Here is a 26240-nt window from a genome sequence, read left to right as displayed (position 1 = left end):
TACGAACTCGAAGGGCGGCGACGAACTCGAAGGGAGCCGACGGGCGCGACCACACCGGCGCCGGGCTCCCAACCCCGCACCCGCGCCCCGCGCCCCGGAGGGCCTACGCGGACTTCGCCGCCCGCATCGCCGCCCCCACGATCCCCGCGTTGTTCTGCAACTGCGCCGGGACGATCTCCGCCTTGATGCCCTCGATCAGCGGCAGGAACTTGTCGGCCTTGCGGCTGACGCCGCCGCCGATGATGAAGAGCTCGGGCGAGAAGAGCATTTCCACATGGGCGAGGTACTTCTGCACCCGGTGGGCCCATTGCTCCCAAGTCAGCTCGTGGTCCTCCTTGGCCTTGGTGGAGGCGCGCTTCTCCGCGTCGTGGCCGTTCAGCTCGAGGTGTCCCAGCTCCGTGTTCGGAACCAGCTCGCCGTCGACGAAGAGCGCGCTGCCGATGCCCGTGCCGAAGGTGAGCAGGAGGACCGTGCCCCGACGGTCGCGCCCGGCGCCGAACTCCATCTCGGCGACACCCGCCGCGTCCGCGTCGTTCAGCACCGTCACCGGAAGGCCGCCCAGCCGCTCGCCCAACAGGGCACGCGCGTCGGTGTCGATCCACGCCTTGTCGACATTGGCAGCCGTACGAATGGTGGCGCCGCCGGTGACCACCCCGGGGAAGGTGATGCCGACGGGTCCCGTCCAGCCGAAGTGACCGACGACCTCCTTCACGCCGTCGGCCACCGCGTCCGGGGTCGCCGGATGGGGAGTGAGCACTTTGCAGCGCTCCTCCGTCAGTTCGCCGCGGTCCAGGTCCACAGGGGCACCCTTGATCCCGGATCCGCCGATGTCCACGCCGAAGATCTGCATGGCCCTACGCTACGTCGTACGACTGACAGTTACTTCTCGGAGGGGGCGGAAGAACCGGCCGCCGTGCGCTGCTCCACCAGCGCCGCCGCCTCCGCGCGCAGATCGCGGCGCAGCTCCTTGGGCAGCGAGAAGGTGATGGACTCCTCGGCCGCCTTGACGATCTCGACGTCCTCGAAGCCACGGGCGGAGAGCCACTCCAGGACCTGCTCGACCAGGACCTCCGGGACGGAGGCGCCCGAGGTGACACCGACCGTCGTCACACCCTCCAGCCAGCCCTCCTCGATCTCGTCGGCGAAGTCCACGAGGTACGCCGACCGCGCCCCCGCGAGCTTGGCGACCTCGACGAGACGCACGGAGTTGGAGGAGTTGCGCGAGCCGACCACGATGACCAGGTCGGCTTCCTCTCCCATCCGCTTCACGGCCAGCTGGCGGTTCTGCGTGGCGTAGCAGATGTCGTCGCTGGGTGGGGAGATGAGCTGCGGGAACTTCTCCTTCAGCGCGTCGACCGTCTCCATCGTCTCGTCGACCGACAGCGTGGTCTGGGAGAGCCAGACGACCTTGGACGGGTCGCGGACCTCGACCTTGGCGACGTCCTCGGGGCCGTCCACGAGGGTGATGTGGTCGGGCGCCTCGCCGGAGGTGCCGATGACCTCCTCGTGGCCCTCGTGGCCGATCAGCAGGATGTCGAAGTCCTCGTTCGCGAACCGGACGGCTTCCTTGTGGACCTTGGTGACCAGCGGGCAGGTCGCGTCGATGGTGGCGAGCTTGCCGGCCGCGGCCTCGTCGTGGACGACCGGGGCGACGCCGTGCGCCGAGAACATGACGATGGACCCCTCGGGGACCTCGGCCGTCTGCTCGACGAAGATCGCGCCCTTCTTCTCCAGGGTCTGCACGACGTACTTGTTGTGGACGATCTCGTGGCGGACATAGATCGGGGCCCCGTACTGCTCAAGGGCCTTCTCGACGGCGATCACGGCGCGGTCCACGCCCGCGCAGTAGCCACGGGGGGCGGCGAGCAGGACACGGCGGCCAGGCGAAGCAGTCATGGCACCCATCGTAAGGCCGCGTCCGACGCGTCAAAGATCGCCTCCTTGGGGAGACTGGGGGGAGCCGGACGGGGTGGGGCGGGAGGCGACCCTCGGGAGGCACGATGTCCGACACGCGGACCACCGCCGGAGCGGCCGACGAGACGGTGCCGGGTACGGACTGCGGCGCAGCCTCGGTTTCCGGGACCTGGTCGTCTACGGGCTGCTGTTCATCGCCCCCATGGCGCCGGTCGGCATCTTCGGGACCCTCGACGCCGAGTCGCACGGGGCGGTGGCGCGGTCACTGTCGCCGTCCTCGTGGAGGCGTCCGGGGCCGCTCAGGTGGTCGGTGCGGTGTGGTTGGCCTTGGGGGTGGGGGTGCTCCTGGCCCAGCGGGGGCGCGTCGGCGGGTAGCGGGGGCCGCTTCGGCGCGCCGCGCCGGGTGAGCCCTCACTGGCGCTCCGCGCCAGGAAACCACGGCGCTGCGCGCCAAGAACGCGTGCGGGCCGTGTGTCAGTGGGGGCCGTTACTCTCGGGCGCATGGCTCTCAACACGTCCGCGGACGCCCCACTGCCCGTCGGCGAGGTGTCGCGGCTCATCGGAGGCTGGATCGACCGGCTCGGCGCGGTGTGGGTCGAGGGACAGATCACCCAGTTGTCGCGGCGCCCCGGCGCGGGCGTCGTCTTCCTGACCCTGCGCGACCCGTCGTACGACATCTCGGTGAGCGTCACCTGCTATCGGCAGGTGTTCGAGGCGGTGGCGGACGTGGTGAGCGAGGGTGCCCGCGTCGTCGTCCTGGCGAAGCCGGAGTGGTACGCGCCGCGCGGGCAGCTGTCGCTGCGGGCCACCGAGATCAAACCGGTCGGCGTGGGGGAACTCCTCGCGCGACTCGAGCAGTTGAAGAAGTCCCTGGCGAGCGAGGGGCTGTTCGCGGCCGATCGCAAGAAGGCCCTGCCGTTCCTGCCGCAGCTCATCGGGCTCGTGTGCGGGCGGGCGTCCGCGGCCGAGCGGGACGTGCTGGAGAACGCGCGGCACCGCTGGCCTGCCGTCCGCTTCGAGGTGCGCAACGTCCCCGTGCAGGGGGTGCACGCGGTGCCGCAGGTCGTGCAGGCCGTGAAGGAGCTGGACGCACTCGACACCGTGGACGTGATCATCGTGGCGCGCGGCGGCGGCAGCGTGGAGGACCTGCTGCCGTTCTCGGACGAGCAGCTCGTACGGGCGGTCGCGGCCTGTCGTACGCCGGTCGTGTCGGCCATCGGGCACGAGCCCGACAACCCGTTGCTGGACTTCGTGGCCGACCTGCGCGCGTCCACTCCGACGGACGCGGCCAAGAAGGTCGTGCCGGACGTCGGGGAGGAGTACGAGCGGGTGCGGTTGCTGCGGGACCGGGCGCGGCGGAGTGTCCAGTCCTTCATCGACCGGGAGGAGCGCGGGCTCGCGCACGCGCTGGCCCGGCCCTCGATGGAGGATCCGCACCGGATGGTCGACGAGCGCGCCGGCCAGGTCACCGCGCTGCTGGACCGCGGGCGGCGCACGCTCGGCCATCTGCTCGACCGCGCCGACTCGGAGCTGACGCACACCCACGCGCGCGTGGTGGCCCTCTCCCCCGCCGCGACCCTCCGGCGGGGGTACGCGGTGCTCCAGAAGGCCGACGGTCATGTGGTCCGGGATCCGGACGAGGTGACGGCGGGCGAGGCGCTGCGGACGCGCGTCGCCGAGGGTGAATTCACGGTACGAGTCGATGCATAGGGTGGGCGCATGACCAGCAAGGTGGACGAGGCGCTCGGGTACGAGCAGGCGCGGGACGAGCTGATCGAGGTCGTACGCCGTCTGGAGGCGGGCGGCACGACGCTCGAGGAGTCCTTGGCGCTCTGGGAGCGGGGCGAGGAGCTGGCGAAGGTCTGCCGCCGCTGGCTGGAGGGCGCACGGGCCCGCCTGGACGCGGCGCTGGCCGAGGAGGAGTCGGAGAGCGGGGACGGAGACGGGCACGGAGACGGGGGCCGCGACTCCGAGTGACGTCATGACGTTCACTCCCTTCCACAGCCGGTGACACCCGGCGACATCCCCGGTGACACCCGGCCGCCGTCCCGCTCGGGGACGGCGGCCTCGTCGTTCCCCCGGAGCCCTGGCCCGGCGCCCGGAAGCGGCCTCGCTCCCCCTCACTCCCTGTGAACCGGATCACCTCACCCCGTTTTTGGTTGAACCTTAAACCTAATCCCCGTAGTGTCGGCATCGCCAACCGATCCCCCCGGATCCGCCGCACATACCGAGAAGGTTTCTGATGTCTCTCGTTCTTGACCCCGCCGCCCAGGACCTGCTGTTCCGTGAGGCCCGTACCGCCAACACGTTCACCGACGAGCCGGTGACCGACGAGCAGGTGCAGGCGATCTACGACCTGGTCAAGTACGGCCCGACCGCCTTCAACCAGTCGCCGCTGCGCATCACCCTGGTCCGCTCCGCCGAGGCCCGCGAGCGCCTGGTGCAGCACATGGCCGAGGGCAACCAGCCCAAGACCGCCACCGCCCCGCTGGTCGCGATCCTCTCCGCGGACAACGAGTTCCACGAGGAGCTCCCCACCCTGTTCCCGCACTTCCCGCAGGCCAAGGACCTCTTCTTCGCCGAGCGTCCGGCCCGTGAGGGTGCCGCCTCGCTGAACGCCGCCCTGCAGGCCGCGTACTTCATCATCGGCGTCCGTGCCGCCGGCCTCGCCGCCGGCCCGATGACCGGTCTCGACTTCGCGGGCGTCCAGAAGGAGTTCCTGGACGACGACCACACCCCGCTGATGGTCGTCAACATCGGCACGCCGGGCGAGGACGCCTGGTTCCCGCGCTCCCCGCGCCTGGAGTTCGACCAGGTCATCACGACCGTCTGAGCCCCCCCGCGTACGCCCCGGCGTGTACGCGCATGAGAAGGGCCCCCGGCAATGGCGCCGGGGGCCCTTCTCATGCGCGTACACGGACGTATTACGGAACGCATCACGACGTCACAGCATTACGACGTCACAGCATCACGACGTCACGACGTCACGACGTCTTCAGCGCCTCCGCCATCTTCGTCAGCTGCCCGAACGACGCCGTCCCGGTCACCACGGTGGTCGTCCCCTTGGCCTTGAGCACAAGGGCGTCGTACTTGTCGCCCTCGTACCGCTGCCACGTCGCGTCACCGATCCGCTGGGTGGCCTTCGTCTCCCTGGCGCCCTGGCTGGCCGAGTCGATGAAGACGGCCGCGGGCTGAGTCGACTGCTCGACCGCCACGTACTGACCGTCGGGGTCGTGGAAGCCCAGGTGCCAGGCGTCGAACTCGGTGCCGTCGTACCGCACCGAGGTCGCCTTCCACGCCGTCGGCAGACCGACGGGTGCCGCCACGGGATACGACGCCGCGCGGCGCGCCGTGAGCAGCTCGACGCGGTAGTCGACGCGCTTGAGAGGAGGCGCGGAGTCGTCGTGCGGGATGAAGATGTAGATCACGCCCGCCATGAGCCCGATCAGACCCAGGGAGAGAAGCATGTCCCGGACGCTCTGCTTGCCTTTCGTACCTGCCACGCCCCTATCGTCGCAGGTGCCCTGGCCTGCTCATCCGTGGGGCCCCCTGCTCATTTTGTCAGCCTGGCGATAGAGTCGGGGCACACCCTCATCCGGCCGTCGTCGTATCAGAAAGGTGCGTCTCGATGACCGAGAATCATCACCTGCCGTCCGAACTCGAGGTCCCTTCCGAGGCCCCCGACCGAAATCTCGCCCTGGAACTCGTCCGGGTCACCGAGGCCGCCGCGATGGCCGCGGGCCGCTGGGTAGGCCGCGGCGACAAGATCGGCGCCGACGGCGCCGCCGTCCGGGCCATGCGGACCCTCGTCTCCACCGTCTCGATGAACGGCGTCGTCGTCATCGGTGAAGGCGAGAAGGACGAGGCTCCGATGCTCTTCAACGGGGAGCGCGTGGGCGACGGGACCGGTCCCGAGTGCGACATCGCCGTCGACCCGATCGACGGGACCACGCTCACCGCCAAGGGCATGGAGAACGCGATCGCGGTGCTGGCCGCCGCCGACCGCGGCACCATGTTCGACCCGTCCGCCGTCTTCTACATGGACAAGCTGGTCACCGGGCCGGAGGCCGCCGACTTCGTCGACATCAACGCGCCCGTCTCGGTGAACATCCGCCGGGTCGCCAAGGCCAAGAAGTCCTCCCCCGAGGACGTCACCGTCGTGATCCTCGACCGGCCGCGCCACGAGGGGATCATCAAGGAGATCCGCGAGACCGGCGCCCGGATCAAGCTGATCTCCGACGGCGATGTCGCGGGCTCGATCCTCGCGCTGCGCGAGGGCACGGGCATCGACCTGCTCCTCGGCGTCGGCGGTACGCCCGAGGGCATCATCTCCGCCTGCGCCGTGAAGTGCCTGGGCGGCACCATCCAGGGCAAGCTGTGGCCCAAGGACGACGAGGAGCGGCAGCGCGCGGTGGACGCCGGGCACGACCTCGACCGTGTGCTGCTCACCGACGACCTGGTCTCCGGCGAGAACGTGTTCTTCGTCGCCACCGGGATCACGGACGGGGAGCTGCTGCGCGGGGTGCGGTACCGGGCGGAGACCGCGACCACCGAGTCGATCGTGATGCGGTCCAAGTCGGGTACGGTGCGCCAGATTCGGTCCGAGCATCGGCTGAGCAAGTTGCGGGCGTACAGCGCGATCGACTTCGACCGGGCGAAGTAGCTCCACGGGGGCGCTCCGCCGGGAGTGCCGGGGAACCGCGGGTTGTGGGTCACTGCGGGTGTGTCGTGGCCGGTCGCGCCCACGCGGCGGAGCCGCAGATGTCACAGCCCCGCGCCCCTCACGGGGCGCTCGCCTTACGAGGCGCGTCAAGAAGTACGTACGACAAAGGGGCCTGCCCTGTGCGGAGGGCGGCCCCTTTGGCGTATGTGCGGTCAGCCGGCCGCGGCTATCGTGCCGCGGGCGGCCTTCTTGAGTTCCAGGTCGCGGCGGCGGCGCCGGGCGAGCACCACGCGGCGTTCGGCGGCGGTGAGGCCGCCCCACACTCCGTACGGCTCGGGTTGCAGCAGCGCGTGTTCGCGGCACTCGACCATCACGGGACAGCGGGCGCAGACGCGCTTCGCCGCCTCCTCGCGGGACAGCCGGGCGGCCGTGGGCTCCTTGGAGGGCGCGAAGAACAGGCCGGCCTCGTCCCTGCGGCACACCGCCTCCGTGTGCCATGGGGCTTCCTGATCCCTGTCCTGCACTGGCGCCCGCTGGGCCGGAACGGCAGCTACCTGCAGGGACTGATGCGGCGGTTGCAGCACGGTCTACTCCTGACGACGGCTTCGCGGGCGGGCCGGGCACCGCGGGAAATCCCACAGCGCCCTCCAAGAGGCGATGCAGCAAGCCCTACCCGCTGTGCGCGTGCCTATGCACTGAGTTCCCAAGAGCGGAGCCGGTCGTTCGAAACGGGGCGCTGGTAAGTGGACCAATGCGCCCCGCGCGCCGTCGCGTTCACAGGCGTCAACGGTCGAGGTGCTTGCGCAAAGTCCTGTCCACGCGGTCCATCGTGCGGTCGAGGATGTCGGCGACGAGCTTGCCGCGCTTGGGCCGCGCCTCGATGTTCCCCAGCACCGCGAAGCCTTCGACGTACACCACGGGGGCGTCGGGGTCGCCCCCGTCCGTGGTGTGCGTCTCGAAGTTGCCGAGGACTCCGCCGCCGCTGCCGCGCAGCGAGACGTTCTCCGGGACCTTGATCTCGACGTTGCCGAACACCGAGATCGCCTTGATCACGACCTGCTGGTACTCGAAGATCGCCTCGCTGAGGTCGATGTCGATGCTGCCGAAGACGGCGTACGCGTGGATGCGGCGCCCGGCGCGCCAGCGGCCCTTGCGCACGGCGGCGCTGAACACCGCCACCACGTTCTCGTCGGCCTCCGCCGGGATGCCGCCCGGCTGGGGGCGGTTGGGCACGGACGTGTACGCGGGGGTCGCGCGGCCCGCGCGCGCGGCGGGCAGGTCCTGGACGAACCGGTCGAGCTCTCCCACCGTCTTCGTGGCCAGCACCCCCTCGATCCGCTCGGCGTGCTCGTCGGCGGTGAGGCGCCCCTCGGCGAGGGCATCGCGCAGAATGTCGGCGATCCGGTCACGGTCGGCGTCGGAGGCCCGGAGTTCGGCGTCGGAGGCCCGGGTTTCGGTGCGCTTCTGAAGGTCCACGACAGCAGCGTACCCAAACGCGATAGATCGCGACTACCCCTTCTCGCGACCTGTGGAAAACCGCCCCTTCACGCCAACTGAGCCTTACCTCACAGACTCAGCGTCCGCGCCAGGTTCTACGCTGGTGGACGCTGCCAATGGAGGCATGCCGCTGTCTGTCGAGTGAGGAATGGGCTAGTGCCTGAGTTCGCGTACACCGATCTGCTCCCCCAGGGAGAGGACACCACCCCGTACCGGCTGGTGACCTCCGAGGGTGTCTCCACCTTCAAGGCCGACGGGCGCACGTTCCTCAAGGTCGAGCCGGAGGCGCTGCGCAAGCTCGCCGCGGAGGCCATCCACGACATCCAGCACTATCTGCGGCCCGCGCACCTCGCGCAGCTGCGGCGCATCATCGACGACCCCGAGGCGTCCGGCAACGACAAGTTCGTCGCCCTGGACCTGCTGAAGAACGCGAACATCGCGGCCGCAGGCGTGCTGCCCATGTGCCAGGACACCGGCACCGCGATCGTCATGGGCAAGCGCGGGCAGAACGTGCTCACCGAGGGCGGCGACGAGGAGGCCCTCTCGCACGGCATCTACGACGCGTACACCAAGCTGAACCTGCGCTACTCGCAGATGGCTCCGCTCACCATGTGGGAGGAGAAGAACACCGGGTCCAACCTTCCCGCGCAGATCGAGCTGTACGCGACCGACGGCGGCGCCTACAAGTTCCTCTTCATGGCCAAGGGCGGCGGTTCGGCGAACAAGAGCTTCCTGTACCAGGAGACGAAGGCCGTTCTGAACGAGGCCTCCATGATGAAGTTCCTGGAGGAGAAGATCCGTTCGCTGGGCACGGCCGCCTGCCCGCCGTACCACCTGGCGATCGTGGTCGGCGGCACGAGCGCCGAGTACGCCCTGAAGACCGCGAAGTACGCCTCCGCGCACTACCTGGACGAGATTCCGGCCGAGGGCTCGGAGCTCGGTCACGGGTTCCGGGACAAGGACCTGGAGCAGAAGGTCTTCGAGCTGACCCAGAAGATCGGCATCGGCGCGCAGTTCGGCGGCAAGTACTTCTGTCACGACGTGCGCGTGGTGCGTCTGCCGCGGCACGGCGCGTCCTGCCCCGTCGCGATCGCGGTGTCCTGCTCCGCCGACCGTCAGGCCGTCGCGAAGATCACCGCCGAGGGCGTGTTCCTGGAGCAGCTGGAGACCGACCCGGCGCGCTTCCTGCCGGAGACCACGGACGAGCACCTGGACTCCGCCGGGGACGACGTCGTGCGGATCGACCTGAACCAGCCGATGGACGACATCCTCGCCGAGCTGACGAAGTACCCGGTCAAGACCCGGCTCTCGCTCTCCGGCCCGCTCGTCGTGGCGCGCGACATCGCGCACGCCAAGATCAAGGAGCGGCTGGACGCGGGCGAGGAGATGCCGCAGTACCTGAAGGACCACCCGGTGTACTACGCCGGTCCGGCCAAGACCCCCGAGGGTTACGCGTCGGGTTCGTTCGGCCCCACCACCGCCGGCCGCATGGACTCCTACGTGGAGCAGTTCCAGGCCGCGGGCGGCTCCAAGGTGATGCTCGCGAAGGGCAACCGTTCCGCGCAGGTCACAGGCGCCTGTGACGCGCACGGCGGCTTCTACCTCGGCTCCATCGGCGGCCCCGCCGCGCGGCTCGCCCAGGACTGCATCAAGAAGGTCGAGGTCGTCGAGTACGAGGAGCTCGGCATGGAAGCCGTCTGGAAGATCGAGGTCGAGGACTTCCCGGCGTTCATCGTCGTCGACGACAAGGGCAACGACTTCTTCCAGGACCCGGCCCCGGCCCCGACGTTCACGTCGATCCCGGTACGGGGACCTGGGCTGGCGTAGCGTCCCGGGACGCCGGAGGCAGCTGTTCGCTGCCCGGACGCGTCCCGCCACGCCCCGATGCTGTCCCACTTCGTCCCAGGAACGAGTGGGACAGCATTTTTGTGAGCTTTGCCGGAAACCCTCCGTGATGACCGGATCACAGCCTGTGGTCCGCAGGTCATCTCGGAGGGAAATCCCATGATTGGTCGCACTTTGCGCAACGGCCTGGTGGCCGCGATCGCGGCTGTCGCCGTCTTCCCGGTGACAGCCGTCGCCTCCGCCGCCCCGGCCGCCCCGCACGTTCCCGGCCGGGGCGCCGCGTCCTCGCCGGTCGCGTCGTCGAGCTGGTACCCGGCGTCCCCGCTGTCCTCGATCCCCGGACTCCAGAGCGCCGCGCACACCCTGCCACTGGCCCCGAGGCACCACTACAAGCACTACGCGATCACCCACGCCCGCCACCACCTCACCCGGCACGTCCTGGGCCGGGTGACGACCCACCACACGCGTCTGCACGTCCGGTCCGGTCCGGGTACCGGCTACCGGATCGTCGGCTCGCGGCGGCCCGGCCGCGTGGTGACTCTCGTCTGCAAGAAGAGCGGCTCCTCCGTCATGGGCAACTCGCGCTGGTACAAGCTCGCCCACGGCCGGGGCTACGTCTCCGCCCACTACGTCCGCAACAGCCGCACCGTCCGCTGGTGCTGACGAACACCTCGCCGCTCGCCTCCTGAGGTCCGGCGCCGGCCGGCGGGGCGAGGTCCGCCCCGCCGGCCGGTAGGACAAGTCGATCAGCCGACGACCCCACTCCCCTGACGAAACAGCAGGTCAACTCCCCTTCATATTCGGTTCGCATTCGGGCGATCGGGGTGTGCCCGGGCACCGCACGAGGGAACACATCAGGGCGGTCACCCCGGCAGGGCGAGGGAGCGAGAGGAAGAGCCACGTGAGGGTCAAGAGACAGCCGCTGCCCGACTCGTTGGACGAGACAGAACACAGCAAGGCAGTACGTACAGGAACAGAACATATCTGCATGGAGCGCATCGGCACCGAACGCATCAATACCGAACGCATCGCTGCGGAGGACGTCGGCACAGAGGACATCGACGAGGAGCAGCTGCTGATGGAGCGGCTCCGGTGCCTCAAGCAGCGGACGGGGCTGAGTCTGGCCGCGCTGGCCTCCGTCACCCCGTTCAGCAAGTCGACCTGGCACCGCTACCTGAGCGGTGATCAGTTTCCGCCGCGCTCGGCGGTCGAGTCGCTCGGCCGTCTGGCGGACACCGACCCGGGTCCCCTTCTCTCCCTGTGGGACGCCGCGTCCCGGGCCCAGTCCAGGGCGGCGACCCCGCCCCCGGGGGCCCCGGTCCCACAGGCCGTGGTTCCGGACGCGCCGGTTCGGGGCCGGCGTGTCCGGGGGTCCAACCGGGCCGTCATCGCCCTCGCGGCGATGGCGGCCACGGTGGTGGTCACCGCGGGCGCCACCGACGTCCTCGACCCCGACCAGCCCGTGGCCCCCGCCAGCTCCGCCTGCCGGGGCCACGACTGCCAGGGGCAGTTCCCGACCTCCGAGGCCTGCGGCCGTGACGCGCGTACGGAGAGCACCGTCACGCGGGCCGGGCAGGTCGTGCTGCTGCGTTTCTCCCCCTCGTGCGCGACGGTCTGGTCGGAGGTCCGCACCAGGAGCGGCGGGGCGCGGGAGATCTCGATCAGATCGGACCAGGACGAGCTGTCCGCCGCCTACCCGGGCGACCCCTCGGACGGTTACAGCAGCCCGATGCTGGCCACGTCGAGCCCTCGCGGGGCGGAGGCCTGCGCCACGGTCGGCGGGACGTCGGCGTGCACCGGCCCGCTCGGCGGCTCACGGAGCTGACTCTCCGGGAGAGCGGCTCACGGAGCTGACTCCTCGGGCGAGCGGCTCACGGGGCTGACTTCCCGGGAGAAACGGGAGCCGCCTTGCCGGGAACACGGGGCACGTCCGCGATGCTGTCCCCACTGGAGGTGATCGTCGATGGCCGACGAACAGGCAGCCCCGTACCGGACCGAGCACGACTCCATGGGTGAGGTCAGGGTGCCCGCGGACGCGAAGTGGCGGGCCCAGACCCAGCGGGCCGTGGAGAACTTCCCCATCTCGGGCCAGCGTCTGGAGCGCGCGCACATCGAGGCGCTGGCGCTGATCAAGGGCGCGGCCGCCAGGGTCAACGCGAAGCTGGGGGTGGTCGACAAGGACGTGGCCGAGGCCATCCAGGAGGCGGCTGGCGAGGTCGCCGAGGGCCACTGGGACGCACACTTCCCGGTGGACGTCTTCCAGACGGGTTCCGGAACGTCCTCGAACATGAACACCAACGAGGTCATCGCCACGCTCGCGACCGAGCGGCTCGGCAGGGACGTACACCCCAATGACCATGTGAACGCCTCGCAGTCGTCGAACGACGTGTTCCCGTCCTCGATCCACATCGCGGCCACCGCCGCCGTCACACGGGATCTCGTTCCGGCCCTGGAACACCTCGCGGGCGCCCTGGAGCGCAAGGCCGAGGAGTTCGCGGACGTCGTGAAGTCGGGGCGTACGCATCTCATGGACGCCACACCGGTGACGCTCGGGCAGGAGTTCGGGGGGTACGCGGCGCAGGTGCGGTACGGCGTCGAGCGCCTCCGGGCCTCGCTGCCCCGGCTCGCCGAACTGCCGCTCGGCGGGACAGCCGTGGGCACCGGGATCAACACGCCGCCCGGGTTCTCCGCGGCCGTCATCGCGGAGGTGGCGCGGACCACCGGACTGCCGCTCACCGAGGCCCGTGACCACTTCGAGGCACAGGGCGCGCGGGACGGGATCGTCGAGACGAGCGGGCAGCTGCGGACCATCGCGGTCGGGCTGACGAAGATCGCCAACGATCTGCGGTGGATGGCGTCCGGTCCGCGCACCGGGCTGGCCGAGATCAGCCTGCCCGACCTCCAGCCCGGCTCCTCGATCATGCCCGGCAAGGTGAATCCGGTCATTCCGGAAGCGGTGCTCATGGTCGCGGCCCAGGTGATGGGCAACGACGCCACGGTCGCCGTCGCCGGGGCCGCCGGCAACTTCGAGCTGAACGTCATGCTTCCGGTCATCGCGAAGAACGTCCTGGAGTCGATCCGTCTCCTCGCCAACGTCTCGCGCCTGCTCGCCGATCGCACCGTCGACGGGATCGTCGCCCACCGCGAACGGGCCCGCGAGTACGCCGAGTCCTCGCCGTCGGTCGTGACGCCGCTCAACAAGTACATCGGCTACGAGGAGGCCGCCAAGGTGGCCAAGAAGGCACTGGCGGAGCGCCGGACGATCCGCGAGGTCGTCCTGGATTCCGGGTACGTGGAGCGCGGTGACCTCACCCTGGAACAGCTGGACGAGGCGCTCGATGTCCTGAGGATGACGCATCCGTAAACGGCGTTCACCCCCCGGATGACCTTGGAAGCCATTGGATGACGCCTTCGTTACGTCATTCGCTCCATGGCGCGAACCGTGACGCGCACCGCAGCGTCGTATGCCTGTGGCACCTAATATCTGGTCATGGCAGAGGGTGGAGCGGTGAGGCGAGTGGCGGCGGGCGGGTCGACGGTGTACTGGACCCCCGGGAGTCACATTCTGTGGCGGTACCGGGAGAACGCCGGTGAGCACTTCCACATCTGCCGCCCCGTGACCGTCGTACGCGACGACGAGGAACTGCTCGCGGTGTGGATGGCGCCCGGCACCGAGTGCGTGAAGCCCGTGCTCGCCGACGGTACACCGGTGCACGGAGAACCGCTGGAGTCCCGCTACACCAAGGCGCGAACGGTGCAGCGGGACCGCTGGTTCGGCAACGGGGTGCTGAAGCTGGCGCGGCCCGGCGAGCCCTGGTCAGTGTGGCTGTTCTGGGAACCGGGCTGGCGGTTCAAGAACTGGTACGTGAACCTGGAGGCGCCGCTCGCCCGTTGGGAGGGCGGGGTCGACTCCGAGGATCACTTCCTGGACATCTCCGTGCACCCGGACCGCAGTTGGCACTGGCTCGACGAAGACGAGTTCGCACAGGCGCAACGGGCCGGATTGATGGATACTCAACTGGCCGCACAGGTACGAGAGGCAGGGCACTGCGCGGTGGAGGTGATCCGTGCCTGGGGCGCGCCGTTCTCGGACGGCTGGCAGCACTGGCGCCCGGATCCCGCCTGGCCGGTTCCTTCCCTGCCGGATGACTGGGACCGTACGCCCGCGCACGTGTCCTCATGAGACCCTTGATGCGCCCCCGTGGTACAACCGTAGGATCGTCCTCCGCAAGGGCGCACAGCAGCAACTCCCGCAGCATGCGCTGAGCTTGACCATACGTCACCGAGGGGCGGCAGGACGTGAGCGAGGGGTACGAGGGCCACGGCGGTACGGTCGGCGGCCGGCCCACCGGGCCGCACAGGGCGTTCGGCCCGACGACGGCGTTCACGTCGGCGACGGGCAGGCCCCGTCCTGACGACGCGCAGAGTCCGTTCCCGGGACACACATTCCGGGTATCGGGGCTGCGGGACGAACTGCACGCACGGCGCGCAGCCCCGGACGGATGGATTCGACACGCGTGACGGAGCACCCCACCTCGCACGAGCGCCGCCAGAGCGGCGCCGGCCGGCCCTCCACCCCCGCGGACCCCCGCGGGGCGCTCCTGCGTACCCCGGAGCCGCAGCGCGCGCCCGGCGCCTTACCCGCACAACCCGCCCGCAGCGGCGACGCCCCCACCGGTTCCGCTCCGAGCACGCCCTACGGCCAGCACGGATCGTCCGCCACCCAGGCGTCGGCGAGCACCGACACACCGTCGCCCTCGGGCACCGGCGCGTCCACGCCGCCGCCCGCCTCTCCCGGCCCCGAGCACTCCCAGCCCTCGGCCAGCGAGCCCGACGCGCACCGCCCGCGCCCGGCTCCCGAGGGCATCCCGGCCCAGCCGGGCATGGAGGGCGACCGGCCGTCCGGGAACTCCGCGGGCACGGACCGGCGCACCGGGCAGGGGCTGCCGCACGCGGGCCCGATGCCGATGCGGCGTGACGGGGACCGGCTGCGCTTCGTGGGCGCAGCGACCCGGCGGATCGCCCGCGGCATCGACCTGGACGAGATCGTCATGGGTCTGTGCCGGGCCACCGTGCCGACCTTCTCGGACGCGATCCTCGTCTATCTGCGCGACCCGCTGCCGGTCGGCGACGAGCGGCCCACCGGGCCCCTCGTGCTGCGGCTGCGGCGCACCGACCGGATCCCCGAGGAGCGCGACACCGAGAACGGCTTCATGCCCGCACTGCGGCCCGAGCCGAACGAACTTTCGGCGATGACGGCCGAGCTGTGCGAGGTGCGCCCCGGCGGCGCCCTCGCCGAGGTGCTGCGCGGCGTGCGCCCGGTCTTCGCGGACGCGCCCGCCGCCCGGGCCGCGCTGCCCGAGCTGCTCGGCGACGAGCTGATCGTGCCCACCGGCCAGCGCGCGATCCTCGCCCCGCTGCGCGGGCGCCGCCGGGTGATCGGCGCGGCACTCTTCGTGCGCCGCCCCGAGCGGATGGCGTTCGAGACCGACGATCTGCTGGTCGCGGCCCAGCTCGCCACGCACAGCGCGCTCGGCATCGACAAGGCGGTGCTCTACGGCCGCGAGGCGTACATCGCCGACGAGCTGCAGCGCACCATGCTGCCCGAGACGCTGCCGCGCCCCACCGGTGTGCGGCTGGCCTCGCGCTATCTGCCGGCCGCTGAGACCGCCCGGGTCGGCGGCGACTGGTACGACGCGATCCCGCTGCCGGGCAGCCGCGTCGCCCTCGTCGTCGGTGACGTCATGGGCCACTCGATGACCTCGGCCGCGATCATGGGCCAGCTGCGCACCACCGCGCAGACCCTCGCCGGGCTCGACCTGCCCCCGCAGGAGGTGCTGCACCACCTGGACGAGCAGGCCCAGCGCCTGGGCACCGACCGCATGGCGACCTGCCTCTACGCCGTCTACGACCCGGTCGCGCACCGGATCACCATCGCCAACGCGGGCCATCCGCCGCCGGTGCTGCTGCACCTGGGCGGCCGGGCCGAGGTGCTGCGGGTGCCGCCGGGCGCCCCCATCGGCGTAGGAGGAGTGGATTTCGAGGCGGTCGAGCTGGACGCGCCCGCCGGGGCGACGCTCCTGTTGTACACGGACGGCCTGGTCGAATCGCGCCTCAGGGATGTGTGGACCGGCATAGAGCAACTGCGCGAGAAGCTCGCCGCCACCGCGCAGCTCACCGGACCGGACCATCCGCCGCCGCTGGAAGCGCTCTGCGACGAGGTGCTGGACATGCTCGGTCCGGGCGACCGGGACGACGACATCGCGCTGCTCGCCGCCCGCTTCGACGGGATCGCGCCGAGCGATGTGGCGTACTGGCATCTGGAGCCGGAGGACGCGGCTCCCGGGCGGGCCCGGCGCCTGGCCCGCCGGGCGCTGTCCCGCTGGGGTATGGAGGACATGAGCGACTCCGTGGAGCTGCTCGTCAGCGAGGTCGTCACCAACGCCGTGCGCTACGCGTCACGCCCGGTCACCCTCCGTCTGCTGCGCACGGACGTGCTGCGCTGCGAGGTGGGCGACGACGTGCCGCAGCTGCCCAGGCTGCGGCAGGCGCGCGCCACGGACGAGGGCGGGCGTGGCCTGTATCTGGTCAACAAACTGGCCAGACGGTGGGGCGCCACGCGCCTGAGCACCGGAAAGGTGGTCTGGTTCGAACTGAACCGGGGCTGAATGGACCGGGGGGCGAGGGGTACGCGATCCGCCTCGCCCCACGGCGGCCCGGTTGCCGACATCCTGTCGGCAGAGTTGACTGCTGAGGTGAGCGAAGCGATCTGAAGACTCTCTTCTTGACGGGAGGACGCTCGTGACGCAGGCACCCCAGAAGGCTCCGTACACCACGAACAACGTCGGCATTCCGGTGGAGAGCGACGAACACTCGCTGACCGTCGGTCGCGACGGCCCGATTCTGCTCCAGGACCACTACCTCATCGAGAAGATGGCCCAGTTCAACCGGGAGCGGGTCCCCGAGCGGGTGGTGCATGCCAAGGGCAGTGGCGCATACGGGTTCTTCGAAGTAACGAACGATGTCAGTCAGTTCACCAAGGCCGATCTTTTCCAGCCGGGCAAACGCACCGAGATGCTGGCCCGTTTCTCCACCGTGGCCGGCGAGCAGGGTTCGCCCGACACCTGGCGCGACCCCCGTGGTTTCGCGCTCAAGTTCTACACCGAGCAGGGCAACTACGACCTGGTGGGCAACAACACCCCGATCTTCTTCGTGCGCGACACGATCAAGTTCCAGGACTTCATCCGCTCGCAGAAGCGCCGCCCCGACAACGGGCTGCGCGACAACGACATGCAGTGGGACTTCTGGACGCTCTCGCCCGAGTCGGCGCACCAGGTGACCTATCTGATGGGCGACCGGGGCATCCCGAAGACCTACCGCAACATGAACGGCTACGGCTCCCACACCTACATGTGGATCAACGGCGCCGGTGAGAAGTTCTGGGTGAAGTACCACTTCAAGACCGACCAGGGGATCGACTTCCTCACCCAGGCGGAGGCCGACGAGCTGGCCGGTACAGACCCGGATCTGCACCGCATGGACCTCTACAAGTCGATCGAGTCCGGGAACGCGCCGAGCTGGAGCCTGAAGGTCCAGATCATGCCGTTCGAGGACGCGGCGGACTACCGCTTCAACCCCTTCGACCTGACCAAGGTCTGGCCGCACGGGGACTATCCGCTGATCGACGTCGGCCGGATGACCCTCGACAAGAACCCCGAGGACTACTTCATCCACATCGAGCAGGCCGCCTTCGAACCGTCCAACCTGGTGCCGGGCATCGGCCCCTCGCCGGACAAGATGCTGCTCGGCCGGCTGTTCTCCTATCCGGACACACACCGGTACCGGATCGGCCCGAACTACACCCAGCTGCCGCCGAACCGCCCGCACTCCCCGGTGAACTCGTACGCCAAGGACGGCCCGATGCGCTACGAGCCGTCGCTCGCGGCGCGCCCGTACGCGCCCAACTCCTACGGCGGCCCCGCGGCCGACTACGGGCAGTTCGGCGACCCGGCGAGCTGGGAGGCCACGGGCGAGCTGGTGCGCGAGGCGTACAAGCTGCACTCCGAGGACGACGACTGGGGCCAGCCGGGCACGATGGTCCGCCAGGTCCTCGACGACGCGGCCCGCGACCGCCTGGTCTCGAACGTCAGCGGCCACCTGAAGGCCGACGTCTCCCGACCGGTCCTGGACCGCGCCCTGCAGTACTGGCGCAACATCGACAAGGAACTGGGCGACCGGATCGCCCACGACGTCAACGGAGGCTGAACTCTCCGGAACACACGACACTCTCCGGAACACACGACAAGGGCGCGAAGACCGGCCGTACCGGTCTTCGCGCCCTTGTCGGTCACTGCGCGGTCACTGCTCCGTCACTGCTGGTTGTCCGGGTTGAACGGGTCCTCTGGTGTGATCTCGTCGGTCGGGGTCCCGGTCGGAGTGGTCGGGGCCGTCGTCGTCGGGGTGGTCGGGGGCTCGGACGTCGGGGTCGGCGGCGCGCTGGTGGTGGGCGGCTCGCTCGTCGGTGGCTCGGTGGTCGGCGTCTGCGACGGCGTCTCGCTCGGCGTGTCGCTGATCGTCGGCGTGGTGGTGGGCGCCATCGCCGCGCCCTGGGTGGTGTCCAGGTCGAAGGTGGTGACGCTGCCCATCGCGTTGAAGGTGTACGCCGCCCATATCTGGGCCGGGAAGCCGCCGCCGTTGACACGGCCGCCGCCCGCGGCGCCCTTCAGGGAGACCTGCGTACCCTGCTTGACCACCTTGCCGGCGCTGTCCTTGCGGTCCTTGGGAACCTCTCCGAACAGACCGACCGAGGTGACCAGGTTCGGTGTGTACCCGGTGAACCAGGCCGACTTGTTGTTGTCGGACGTACCCGTCTTGCCCGCGACCTGCTGGTCGTTGCGGTCGACCGCCTGGGCCACCGAGACCTGGGCCGTACCGTCGTTGACCACGCCGGTGAGCACCGAGGTGACCGTGTCGGCCGCCTGGGAGCTGATGACCGAGTCGCCGATCGGGTTCGGGAAGTCGACCGGGCGGTCCTTGTGCTCGGCCGAGGCGACGATGGCCGGGGTGACCTTCCGGCCGTGGTTGTCGAGGGTCGCGTAGATGCCGGCCATCTCCAGCGGGCTCGCGCCCATGGTGCCGAGGGTCTGCGCGGGCACCGCCTGCACGCCCTTGGTGTCCATGCCGAGCTTGCCGGCGACCTTGAGGACCTCGTCCATGCCGACGTCGACGCCCATCTGCGCGAAGACGGAGTTGATGGACTTGTTCATCGCGGTCTGGACGGTGACGTCGCCGTAGTCCTGGTCGTCCTCGTTGGGCGGCGCGAAGCCGATGCTGCTGCCCTTGACGGAGCGACCGCTGGTGCCGTCGTAGACCGTGTCCGCCGTGATGTCCTGGCCGTCCTGCGTCTTGGCCTGCTCGTCCAGAGCCGCCGCGAAGATCAGCGGCTTGAAGGTGGAGGCGGGCTGGTAGTCGCGACGGGTCGCGTTGTTCACGTAGTGCTTGAAGTAGTCCTCGCCGCCGTACATCGCCACGACCTTGCCGGTCTTGGGGTCGACGGACGCGGCACCGGCCTCGACATCACCGTCGACCTTGCGCTTCTTGGCGTCCAGCTTGCCGGTGAGCTTCGTCTTGACGGCGACTTCCAGCTGCGTCTGCTTCTTCTTGTCGATGTTGAGCGTGATCGTCCAGCCACCCGCGTCGACCAGCGCCTTGGCGTCTTCGTAGTTGGCGGCGGACCCCTGGGCCACGAGCCGGTTGGCCAGCGCACTGTTGGCCGCGTCCACCAGGTAACCGGTCTGGCCCTCCATGCCGGGCACGCCCTTGGGGTCCTGCGGGACCGGGAACTTCATGGTCGCGCGCTGGGCGGCGGGCAGCCAGCCCTCCTCGACCATGTTGTTGAGGGTGTAGTTCCAGCGGGCCGTGACCAGCCGCTTGCCGGTGTCCGTGGCGGCACCCCAGTCGTACTGGCTCGGGGCCTGGAGCAGCGAGGCGAGGTACGCGCCCTGCTCGACGGAGAGCTCGCTCGCGTCCTTGCCGTAGTACGCCTGGGCCGCCGCCTGGATGCCGTAGGAGTTGCGGCCGTAGTAGCTGGTGTTGATGTAGCCCGCGAGGATGTCGTCCTTGGACTGCTGACGGTCCAGCTTCAGCGAGATGACCAGTTCCTTCAGCTTGCGCGTGACGGTCTGGTCCTGGGTCAGGTAGTAGTTCTTGACGTACTGCTGGGTGATCGTCGAACCACCCTGCTTGCCCTTGCCGGACAGGGTGTTGATCAGACCGCGGGCCGTGCCCTTGAGGTCGACGCCGGCGTCCTTGTAGAAGGACTTGTTCTCCGCGGCGACGAAGGTCTTCTGGACGGCCTTGGGCACCTTGTCCAGGCCGACGATCTCGCGGTTGACCTTGCCGGTTCGGGCGAGCGTGCTGCCGTCGCTGTACTTGTAGATGTTGCTCTGCTGCGTGGCGGCCGCGTTGCCCTGGGGTATGGACACCACCATGTAGAGCACGACGAAGGCACCCATGCCGAGCAGACAGAAGCCCAGGAAGGTGCCGATGATCGTCTTCCAGTTCACGAACCGGCGTATGCCGGTGCGGCGGGGCTTTCCTCCGGACGAGGGCATGGCCGCCGCGCGGCGGCCACCGTGCTGCCGCGCTCGTCTCTCTTCCGCTCGTCCCATGGCTGCGTCCGCTCCGCTCGCTCTCGTGTCGCGCTCTCTTGTACGCGTGTCCTGCCGCGTTCACTCACGCGCTCGGGTGTCGCGTTCGTGTTCGCGCGTCACACAGGTTCGCCGCTGAGGTCAGCTCAGCAAACTAACACCACGCGCTATGACAAAGGGCTGTCGATCCGGTCTTTTGCGGACGTGACAATCAGCACGTACCACCCAGGACAACGCATCCGCCCCATCTCAATCGACGTGCGGGAGGGGTGGAAGGTTGTCGTGCCGGGTAAAGTGATATCACTTAGATAGACCTGGATGGCCACGACAACGGGGGGCACCAATGCCGGAACACGACTCGATTCCCAACGGCTCGATTCCCAACGGCTCGACTACCGGCGAATCGACTGCGAGCGGCTCCTCGGCTCTCGCGGATGTGCCGCGGATGCCCGATCCGCGGGTACGGGAGTTCGCCGCGCACAGCATCGGCGGCGGGCTCGCGCTGCTGTTCGGGCTGGTCGGACTGCTGCTCGGCGCCGGCGCGATCGCGGCCGCCACGACGGTCGACGCCGGCGGGGCCAAGGCCGCGCTGATCGTCCCCGGCATCCTGATCGGCCTCGCCGCGTTCATCGCGATGTGCGGGCTGAACACGGTGGCGCCCGGTGAGGCGCGGGTCGTCCAGCTCTTCGGGCGGTACCGAGGGACGATCCGCCGGGACGGGCTGCGCTGGGTGAACCCCTTCACCTCCCGCACCAAGATCTCGACCCGGGTGCGCAACCACGAGACCGCCGTCCTCAAGGTCAACGACGCCTACGGCAACCCGATAGAGCTCGCCGCGGTCGTCGTCTGGAGGGTCAAGGACACCGCGCAGGCCATGTTCGAGGTCGACGACTTCCTGGAGTTCGTCGCCACACAGACCGAGGCTGCCGTACGGCACATCGCGATCGAGTACCCCTACGACGCCCACGAAGCGGACGGTCTCTCGCTGCGCGGCAACGCCGAGGAGATCACCGAGAAGCTCGCCGTCGAACTGCACGCGCGCGTGGAGGCGGCCGGGGTCTCGATCATCGAGTCGCGCTTCACGCATCTCGCGTACGCTCCCGAGATCGCCTCCGCGATGCTCCAGCGCCAGCAGGCCGGGGCGGTGGTCGCGGCGCGGCGGGAGATCGTGGACGGGGCGGTCGGGATGGTCGAGGCCGCGCTCGCCCGGATCGCCGAGCGGGACATGGTGGAGCTGGACCCCGAGCGGAAGGCGGCGATGGTGTCGAACCTGTTGGTGGTGTTGTGCGGTGACCGGGCTCCGCAGCCCGTCCTGAACACGGGCTCCCTCTACCAGTGACGGATCCCTCCGGGGGGTCGGTCCCCGAGCGTCGGCCACAGCCGCGGCCTCAGCCTCAGCAGCGCAAGCAGGTTCTGCTGCGGCTGGATCCGCTCGTCCATGAAGCGCTGGCCCGGTGGGCGACGGATGAGCTGCGCTCGGCCAACGCGCAGATCGAGTATCTGTTGCGGCGGGCGCTGGCGGAGGCGGGGCGGTTGCCGGGTGGGGCGGGGCCGATTCCTCGACGGGGGCGACCGTCCGCTTCCGCGCCGGACGCGGAGGAGTAGGCACAGCCGGGTTCCTCTCCCCACCGCGCCCGCCTGCCTGCTGCCTGCGGGTGAGTGGGGGCTTGTCGCACAGTTCCCCGCGCCCCTGAAGGCCGGGGGCCGTTCGTCGGCTGCGGGTCGGTGGGGGCTTGGCGCGCAGTTCCCCGCGCCCCTCAAAGCCGACGGTCGCTCCTCGGCTGCGGGTCGGTGGGGGCTTGGCGCGCAGTTCCCCGCGCCCCTCAAAGCCGACGGTCGTGCGGCGTTCCAGGGCGAGGTCGATGACCCACCCGCCCCGGCCCGCACCTTCAGCCCGTCCGGCGTTTGAGGACGAGGCCGTTCAGGCCGATGCGGGGGTCTGGGGGCGGCAGCCCCCAGGGATGGGACGGGTAGGGGCGGCGGGGGCGAGGAATCGCGGTGACGGAACCGTGACAATCGAGTGTGACCTGCGCGGACGTGGGGTCGACCATGATCTATTCGCGGTGTGTATACGTGCGGTGTATACGCCGTGTGTAGAGTGCTCGGCATGTCCATCGGTCACACCCTCCTAGGACTCCTGGAGTCCGGGCCCCGCCACGGTTACGACCTGAAGCGGGCCTTCGACGAGAAGTTCGGTCACGACCGGCCGCTGCACTACGGCCAGGTCTACTCGACGATGTCGCGGCTGCTCAAGCACGGACTCGTCGAGGTCGACGGGATAGAGGCGGGCGGCGGCCCGGAGCGGAAGCGGTACGCGATCACCGACGCCGGGATCACCGACGTACAGCAGTGGCTCGCGACACCCGAGAAGCCCGAGCCGTATCTGCAGTCGACCCTCTACACGAAGGTCGTCCTCGCACTGCTCACGCACCGGGACGCGTCCGAGATCCTCGACACGCAGCGGTCCGAGCACCTGCGAATGATGCGCATCCTGACGGACCGCAAGCGCAAGGGCGACCTCGCCGACCAGCTGATCTGCGACCACGCCCTCTTCCATCTGGAGGCCGACCTGCGGTGGCTGGAGCTCACCGCCGCGCGCCTCGAAAAACTCGCCGAGGCGGTAACCCGATGACCCCCGCAGGCTCCCTGCTCACGGCCCACGACCTGCGCAAGGCGTACGGCCCCACCAACGCCCTCGACGGCGCCGAGTTCTCCATCCACCCGGGCGAGGTCGTCGCCGTGATGGGCCCCTCCGGCTCCGGCAAGTCGACCCTCCTGCACTGCCTGGCCGGCATCGTGACACCGGACTCCGGGTCCATCGTCTACAACGGCCAGGAGATGGCGACCATGAACGACGCCCAGCGCAGCGCGCTGCGGCGCAGCGAGTTCGGGTTCGTGTTCCAGTTCGGGCAGCTCGTTCCCGAACTGACCTGCGTCGAGAACGTCGCCCTCCCGCTGCGGCTCAACGGCACCGGGCGCAAGGAGGCCGAGCGAACCGCCCTGTCCTGGATGGAACGGCTGGAGGTCGACGACCTCAGGAGCAAGCGGCCGGGCGAGATATCCGGCGGCCAGGGACAGCGGGTCGCCGTGGCCCGGGCACTGGTCACCAGCCCGCGCGTACTCTTCGCGGACGAGCCCACCGGAGCACTCGACTCCTTCAACGGCGAACGCGTGATGGATCTGCTCACCGAGGCGGCCCGCTCGACCAACGCCGCCGTCGTCCTCGTCACGCACGAGGCACGGGTGGCCGCCTACTCGGACCGCGAGATCGTCGTACGCGACGGAAAGTCCCGCGACATGGAGCGGATCGTATGAGCGCCGTTCCCAGCGTCCGGCAGTGGTCCAGAGACCTGGCCATGGGCGCCAAGTTCGCCTTCACCGGCGGACGCGAGGGCTGGATGCGTGCGGTCCTCACGGCCGTCGGGGTCGGGCTCGGCGTCGCGCTGCTGCTGCTCACCACGGCGCTGCCGAGTGCGCTCCAGGCCCGCAGCGACCGCGAGAAGGCCCGTACGGACATCACGTTCACCGATGTGGGCATACCCAAGGCGTCCGATCGGACCCTTCTCGTCGCGGCCGTCGACGACACCTACCGCGACAAGGACATCCGCGGACGCGAGGTGCAACCCGAGGGGGCCCGGGCGCCGCTGCCGCCGGGGGTGAAGAAGATCCCGGCGCCGGGCGAGATGGTGGTCTCCCCCGCGCTGGCGGACCTGCTGAAGTCCGGCAGCGGGAAACTGCTGCGCGAGCGGCTGCCCTACCGCACCATCGGCACCATCGGGGAGCCCGGTCTCGTCGGCGCGAACGAACTCAGCTTCTACGCGGGCGCCGACAACCTCGCCCCGAGGATCGACGGCTCCAGAGTGACCCGTATCGACCACTTCGGGGAGCCCCTCGGACCGCCCGACAAACTGGACCCGGTACTCCTCCTCCTGATCATCGTCGTCTTCGTGGTGCTGCTGCTGCCGGTCGGTGTCTTCATCGCCGCGGCCGTGCGCTTCGGCGGCGAGCGGCGCGACCGGCGGCTCGCCGCACTGCGCCTGGTCGGCTCCGACAGCCGGATGACCCGGCGGATCGCCGCGGGCGAGGCCCTCTCGGGCTCCGTCCTCGGGCTCGCCTTCGGCACGGTCTTCTTCCTGCTGGCCCGTCAACTGGCGGGATCCGTCGAGATCTTCGGCAAGAGCGTGTTCCCGAGCTATCTGAACCCCACGCCCGCGCTGGCCGCCCTGGTCGCCGTCGCGGTGCCCGCGGCCGCGGTCCTCGTCACCCTGCTCGCACTGCGCGGGGTCGTCATCGAGCCGCTCGGAGTGGTCCGTGCGGCCAAGCCCGCGCGGCGCCGGCTGTGGTGGCGACTGCTGCTGCCGATCGGCGGACTCGCGATGCTCTACCCGATGATCGGCAAGGGCAACACCAGCGGAAACTTCAACCAGTACCTGGTGATCGGCGGTGTCCTGCTGCTCCTGATCGGCGTCACGGCGCTGCTGCCCTGGATCGTCGAAACGGTCGTCGCCCGGCTCGGATCCGGCTCGGTGTCCTGGCAACTCGCCATCCGCAGACTCCAGTTGAGCAGCGGAACGGCGGCCCGCATGGTCAACGGCATCGCGGTCGCGGTGGCCGGCGCCATCGCCCTGCAAATGCTGTTCGCCGGGGTCGAGGGCGACTACACCAAGGACACGTCGAACGACCTCCAGCGGGCACAGATGCAGATCCGCCTCCCGTACGACGTCCCGCTCGACCAGGCCCGCGAGCAGTTCGCGCGGACCAAGGGCGTACGACAGGTCACCGCGATCGGCTCCGGTTCACTGGGCGACCGGAAGCGGGACCCCAACACGTCCACGAGCGTGACCGTCGGCAACTGCGCGTCGCTGCGCGAGGTGGCCACGCTGCCGACGTGCCGCGACGGCGACGTCTTCCTCGTCAAGGGCCCCGACAGCGACCTGGACGCGGCGAAGCTCGGCAAGCCCGGCCGAACCCTCTACATCGACCCCTCCTACGCCGAGAGCTTCAGGGGCAGGCAGGCCGCGTGGACCGTGCCGCAGGGCATCAAGGCAGCCCGGATCCGCACGGATGCGACGAACGGTCTGACCGGCGGCATCCTGCTCACCCCGAGCGCACTGCCTGCCGGGGCCGCACAGGCGATCGAGGGCAACGCCTACCTGCGGATCGACCAGTCGACACCGGACGTCTACGACCTCGTTCGCAACAGCACGGCGAAGCTCAGCCCGCTGGCCCACGCCTGGACCTGGGCGTCGACCGAGCAGGACAACCGCTACACCTCCATCCGCACCGGCCTGTCCGTCGGCGCGGCCTGCGTCCTGTTCCTGATCGGCGCGAGCCTGCTGGTCTCCCAGCTGGAACAGCTGCGCGAGCGAAAGAAACTGCTCTCCGTCCTGGTCGCCTTCGGCACTCGACGCCGCACGCTGAGCCTGTCGGTGCTCTGGCAGACCGCGATCCCGATCGCGCTGGGTCTGTTGCTCGCCTCCGTGGTCGGCGTGACCCTGGGCGTGGTCCTGCAGAAGATGACGAGCGTCTCGGTGCGCGTCGACTGGCCGAGCCTGCTGTCGATGACCGGCATCGGCGCGGGAGTCGTCCTGCTGGTGACCGCACTCAGCCTGCCACCGCTGCTGCGCCTGATGCGGCCGGACGGACTGCGCACCGAGTGACGGGCCCGTGGG

General features: G+C 69.8%; 22 protein-coding genes and 1 pseudogene. 17 read left to right on the top strand and 6 right to left on the bottom strand.

What is annotated here, in order from left to right:
- Positions 1-103 precede the first annotated feature (103 nt).
- Both ppgK and AQJ27_RS15955 read right to left on the bottom strand, forming a co-directional pair.
- Complete coding sequence (gene ppgK, locus AQJ27_RS15960; RefSeq protein ID WP_067368341.1) at positions 104-850, bottom strand: polyphosphate--glucose phosphotransferase; 747 nt, start codon at positions 848-850, stop codon at positions 104-106.
- Between the two features lie 29 nt (positions 851-879).
- Positions 880-1905, bottom strand: a complete 1026-nt coding sequence (locus AQJ27_RS15955) for a 4-hydroxy-3-methylbut-2-enyl diphosphate reductase (protein WP_067368338.1) — start codon at positions 1903-1905, stop codon at positions 880-882.
- A gap of 95 nt (positions 1906-2000) precedes the next feature.
- On the opposite strand from AQJ27_RS15955, the pseudogene AQJ27_RS58660 reads away from it, so the two are divergent.
- The 4 genes and pseudogenes from AQJ27_RS58660 to AQJ27_RS15940 all read left to right on the top strand — a co-directional run.
- Positions 2001-2173, top strand: a pseudogene (locus AQJ27_RS58660) (amino acid permease); the annotation flags it as partial.
- A 242-nt stretch (positions 2174-2415) separates the two neighbouring features.
- The gene (gene xseA / locus AQJ27_RS15950) at positions 2416-3624 is read left to right on the top strand and encodes an exodeoxyribonuclease VII large subunit (RefSeq protein ID WP_067368335.1); all 1209 of its coding nucleotides are present in this window, start codon (positions 2416-2418) and stop codon (positions 3622-3624) included.
- A 9-nt stretch (positions 3625-3633) separates the two neighbouring features.
- A complete protein-coding gene (locus tag AQJ27_RS15945) occupies positions 3634-3891 on the top strand; it encodes an exodeoxyribonuclease VII small subunit (protein ID WP_067368332.1) in 258 nt (85 codons plus the stop codon).
- A 265-nt stretch (positions 3892-4156) separates the two neighbouring features.
- Complete coding sequence (locus AQJ27_RS15940) at positions 4157-4747, top strand: malonic semialdehyde reductase (RefSeq protein WP_067368329.1); 591 nt, start codon at positions 4157-4159, stop codon at positions 4745-4747.
- Positions 4748-4898: 151 nt separating this feature from the next.
- Here the strand turns inward: AQJ27_RS15940 and AQJ27_RS15935 are convergent, their stop codons facing one another.
- The gene (locus AQJ27_RS15935) at positions 4899-5417 is read right to left on the bottom strand and encodes a DUF4245 domain-containing protein (RefSeq protein ID WP_067368326.1); all 519 of its coding nucleotides are present in this window, start codon (positions 5415-5417) and stop codon (positions 4899-4901) included.
- Positions 5418-5542: 125 nt separating this feature from the next.
- Here AQJ27_RS15935 and glpX point away from each other — a divergent pair, with 125 nt between their 5' ends.
- Complete coding sequence (gene glpX, locus AQJ27_RS15930) at positions 5543-6577, top strand: class II fructose-bisphosphatase (RefSeq protein ID WP_067368323.1); 1035 nt, start codon at positions 5543-5545, stop codon at positions 6575-6577.
- A 212-nt stretch (positions 6578-6789) separates the two neighbouring features.
- Here the strand turns inward: glpX and AQJ27_RS15925 are convergent, their stop codons facing one another.
- Both AQJ27_RS15925 and AQJ27_RS15920 read right to left on the bottom strand, forming a co-directional pair.
- Positions 6790-7161 carry a WhiB family transcriptional regulator gene (locus tag AQJ27_RS15925; protein ID WP_079065015.1) on the bottom strand — a complete coding sequence of 124 codons (372 nt, stop codon included), beginning with the start codon at positions 7159-7161 and terminating at the stop codon, positions 6790-6792.
- Positions 7162-7360: 199 nt separating this feature from the next.
- Entirely contained in the window at positions 7361-8053 is a 693-nt protein-coding gene (locus tag AQJ27_RS15920; RefSeq protein ID WP_067368320.1) for a DUF1707 SHOCT-like domain-containing protein, read from the bottom strand.
- Positions 8054-8230: 177 nt separating this feature from the next.
- Between AQJ27_RS15920 and AQJ27_RS15915 the strand changes: the two genes are divergently transcribed.
- From AQJ27_RS15915 to AQJ27_RS15885, 7 genes are all read left to right on the top strand, one after another.
- Positions 8231-9901, top strand: a complete 1671-nt coding sequence (locus AQJ27_RS15915) for a fumarate hydratase (RefSeq protein WP_067368317.1) — start codon at positions 8231-8233, stop codon at positions 9899-9901.
- A gap of 177 nt (positions 9902-10078) precedes the next feature.
- Positions 10079-10582 (top strand): SH3 domain-containing protein, encoded by a 504-nt coding sequence (locus tag AQJ27_RS15910; RefSeq protein WP_079065014.1) that lies wholly within the window; start codon positions 10079-10081, stop codon positions 10580-10582.
- 325 nt (positions 10583-10907) lie between these two features.
- The gene (locus tag AQJ27_RS15905) at positions 10908-11744 is read left to right on the top strand and encodes a helix-turn-helix domain-containing protein (protein ID WP_067368311.1); all 837 of its coding nucleotides are present in this window, start codon (positions 10908-10910) and stop codon (positions 11742-11744) included.
- Between the two features lie 138 nt (positions 11745-11882).
- A complete protein-coding gene (locus AQJ27_RS15900) occupies positions 11883-13283 on the top strand; it encodes a class II fumarate hydratase (RefSeq protein ID WP_067368308.1) in 1401 nt (466 codons plus the stop codon).
- Between the two features lie 126 nt (positions 13284-13409).
- On the top strand, positions 13410-14102 hold the full coding sequence (gene fomD, locus AQJ27_RS15895; protein WP_201264299.1) for a cytidylyl-2-hydroxypropylphosphonate hydrolase: 693 nt from the start codon (positions 13410-13412) through the stop codon (positions 14100-14102).
- Between the two features lie 319 nt (positions 14103-14421).
- Positions 14422-16587 (top strand): ATP-binding SpoIIE family protein phosphatase, encoded by a 2166-nt coding sequence (locus AQJ27_RS15890; protein WP_067368302.1) that lies wholly within the window; start codon positions 14422-14424, stop codon positions 16585-16587.
- A 133-nt stretch (positions 16588-16720) separates the two neighbouring features.
- The gene (locus AQJ27_RS15885; protein ID WP_067368299.1) at positions 16721-18184 is read left to right on the top strand and encodes a catalase; all 1464 of its coding nucleotides are present in this window, start codon (positions 16721-16723) and stop codon (positions 18182-18184) included.
- A 104-nt stretch (positions 18185-18288) separates the two neighbouring features.
- Here AQJ27_RS15885 and AQJ27_RS15880 read toward each other — a convergent pair whose 3' ends face one another.
- The gene (locus AQJ27_RS15880; protein ID WP_067368296.1) at positions 18289-20589 is read right to left on the bottom strand and encodes a transglycosylase domain-containing protein; all 2301 of its coding nucleotides are present in this window, start codon (positions 20587-20589) and stop codon (positions 18289-18291) included.
- 424 nt (positions 20590-21013) lie between these two features.
- Between AQJ27_RS15880 and AQJ27_RS15875 the strand changes: the two genes are divergently transcribed.
- The 5 genes from AQJ27_RS15875 (at position 21014) to AQJ27_RS15860 (ending at position 26228) form a co-directional block, all read left to right on the top strand.
- Positions 21014-21907 carry an SPFH domain-containing protein gene (locus tag AQJ27_RS15875; protein WP_067368293.1) on the top strand — a complete coding sequence of 298 codons (894 nt, stop codon included), beginning with the start codon at positions 21014-21016 and terminating at the stop codon, positions 21905-21907.
- Entirely contained in the window at positions 21904-22173 is a 270-nt protein-coding gene (locus AQJ27_RS60805) for a type II toxin-antitoxin system antitoxin (protein ID WP_079065012.1), read from the top strand. Before AQJ27_RS15875 ends, AQJ27_RS60805 begins: the two co-directional genes overlap by 4 nt.
- 502 nt (positions 22174-22675) lie before the next feature.
- Positions 22676-23200 carry a PadR family transcriptional regulator gene (locus AQJ27_RS15870; RefSeq protein ID WP_067368291.1) on the top strand — a complete coding sequence of 175 codons (525 nt, stop codon included), beginning with the start codon at positions 22676-22678 and terminating at the stop codon, positions 23198-23200.
- Positions 23197-23883, top strand: a complete 687-nt coding sequence (locus AQJ27_RS15865; RefSeq protein WP_067368288.1) for an ABC transporter ATP-binding protein — start codon at positions 23197-23199, stop codon at positions 23881-23883. Before AQJ27_RS15870 ends, AQJ27_RS15865 begins: the two co-directional genes overlap by 4 nt.
- Positions 23880-26228 (top strand): ABC transporter permease, encoded by a 2349-nt coding sequence (locus tag AQJ27_RS15860; RefSeq protein ID WP_067368285.1) that lies wholly within the window; start codon positions 23880-23882, stop codon positions 26226-26228. The genes AQJ27_RS15865 and AQJ27_RS15860 overlap by 4 nt, the downstream gene beginning before the upstream one ends.
- The last annotated feature ends 12 nt before the right edge of the window (positions 26229-26240 follow it).

The sequence above is a fragment of the Streptomyces olivochromogenes genome (assembly GCF_001514115.1).
In the GTDB taxonomy this organism is placed as follows: Bacteria; Actinomycetota; Actinomycetes; order Streptomycetales; family Streptomycetaceae; genus Streptomyces; species Streptomyces olivochromogenes.
The sequence above is the reverse complement of the archived record's forward strand: the minus strand, read 5'-3'. Positions and strand labels throughout refer to the sequence as shown.

Excerpts from the sequence above, each read along its gene's own strand:
- AQJ27_RS15890 (WP_067368302.1), top strand. The coding sequence starts at position 14,422 with ATGGATTCGACACGCGTGACGGAGCACCCCACCTCGCACGAGCGCCGC.
- AQJ27_RS15945 (WP_067368332.1), top strand. The coding sequence starts at position 3,634 with ATGACCAGCAAGGTGGACGAGGCGCTCGGGTACGAGCAGGCGCGGGAC.
- AQJ27_RS15900 (WP_067368308.1), top strand. The coding sequence starts at position 11,883 with ATGGCCGACGAACAGGCAGCCCCGTACCGGACCGAGCACGACTCCATG.
- AQJ27_RS15955 (WP_067368338.1), bottom strand. The coding sequence starts at position 1,905 with ATGGGTGCCATGACTGCTTCGCCTGGCCGCCGTGTCCTGCTCGCCGCC.
- fomD (WP_201264299.1), top strand. The coding sequence starts at position 13,410 with ATGGCAGAGGGTGGAGCGGTGAGGCGAGTGGCGGCGGGCGGGTCGACG.
- glpX (WP_067368323.1), top strand. The coding sequence starts at position 5,543 with ATGACCGAGAATCATCACCTGCCGTCCGAACTCGAGGTCCCTTCCGAG.
- AQJ27_RS15875 (WP_067368293.1), top strand. The coding sequence starts at position 21,014 with ATGCCCGATCCGCGGGTACGGGAGTTCGCCGCGCACAGCATCGGCGGC.
- AQJ27_RS15880 (WP_067368296.1), bottom strand. The coding sequence starts at position 20,589 with ATGGGACGAGCGGAAGAGAGACGAGCGCGGCAGCACGGTGGCCGCCGC.
- AQJ27_RS15940 (WP_067368329.1), top strand. The coding sequence starts at position 4,157 with ATGTCTCTCGTTCTTGACCCCGCCGCCCAGGACCTGCTGTTCCGTGAG.
- AQJ27_RS15910 (WP_079065014.1), top strand. The coding sequence starts at position 10,079 with ATGATTGGTCGCACTTTGCGCAACGGCCTGGTGGCCGCGATCGCGGCT.
- AQJ27_RS15865 (WP_067368288.1), top strand. The coding sequence starts at position 23,197 with ATGACCCCCGCAGGCTCCCTGCTCACGGCCCACGACCTGCGCAAGGCG.
- AQJ27_RS15905 (WP_067368311.1), top strand. The coding sequence starts at position 10,908 with ATGGAGCGCATCGGCACCGAACGCATCAATACCGAACGCATCGCTGCG.
- xseA (WP_067368335.1), top strand. The coding sequence starts at position 2,416 with ATGGCTCTCAACACGTCCGCGGACGCCCCACTGCCCGTCGGCGAGGTG.
- AQJ27_RS15860 (WP_067368285.1), top strand. The coding sequence starts at position 23,880 with ATGAGCGCCGTTCCCAGCGTCCGGCAGTGGTCCAGAGACCTGGCCATG.
- ppgK (WP_067368341.1), bottom strand. The coding sequence starts at position 850 with ATGCAGATCTTCGGCGTGGACATCGGCGGATCCGGGATCAAGGGTGCC.
- AQJ27_RS15870 (WP_067368291.1), top strand. The coding sequence starts at position 22,676 with ATGTCCATCGGTCACACCCTCCTAGGACTCCTGGAGTCCGGGCCCCGC.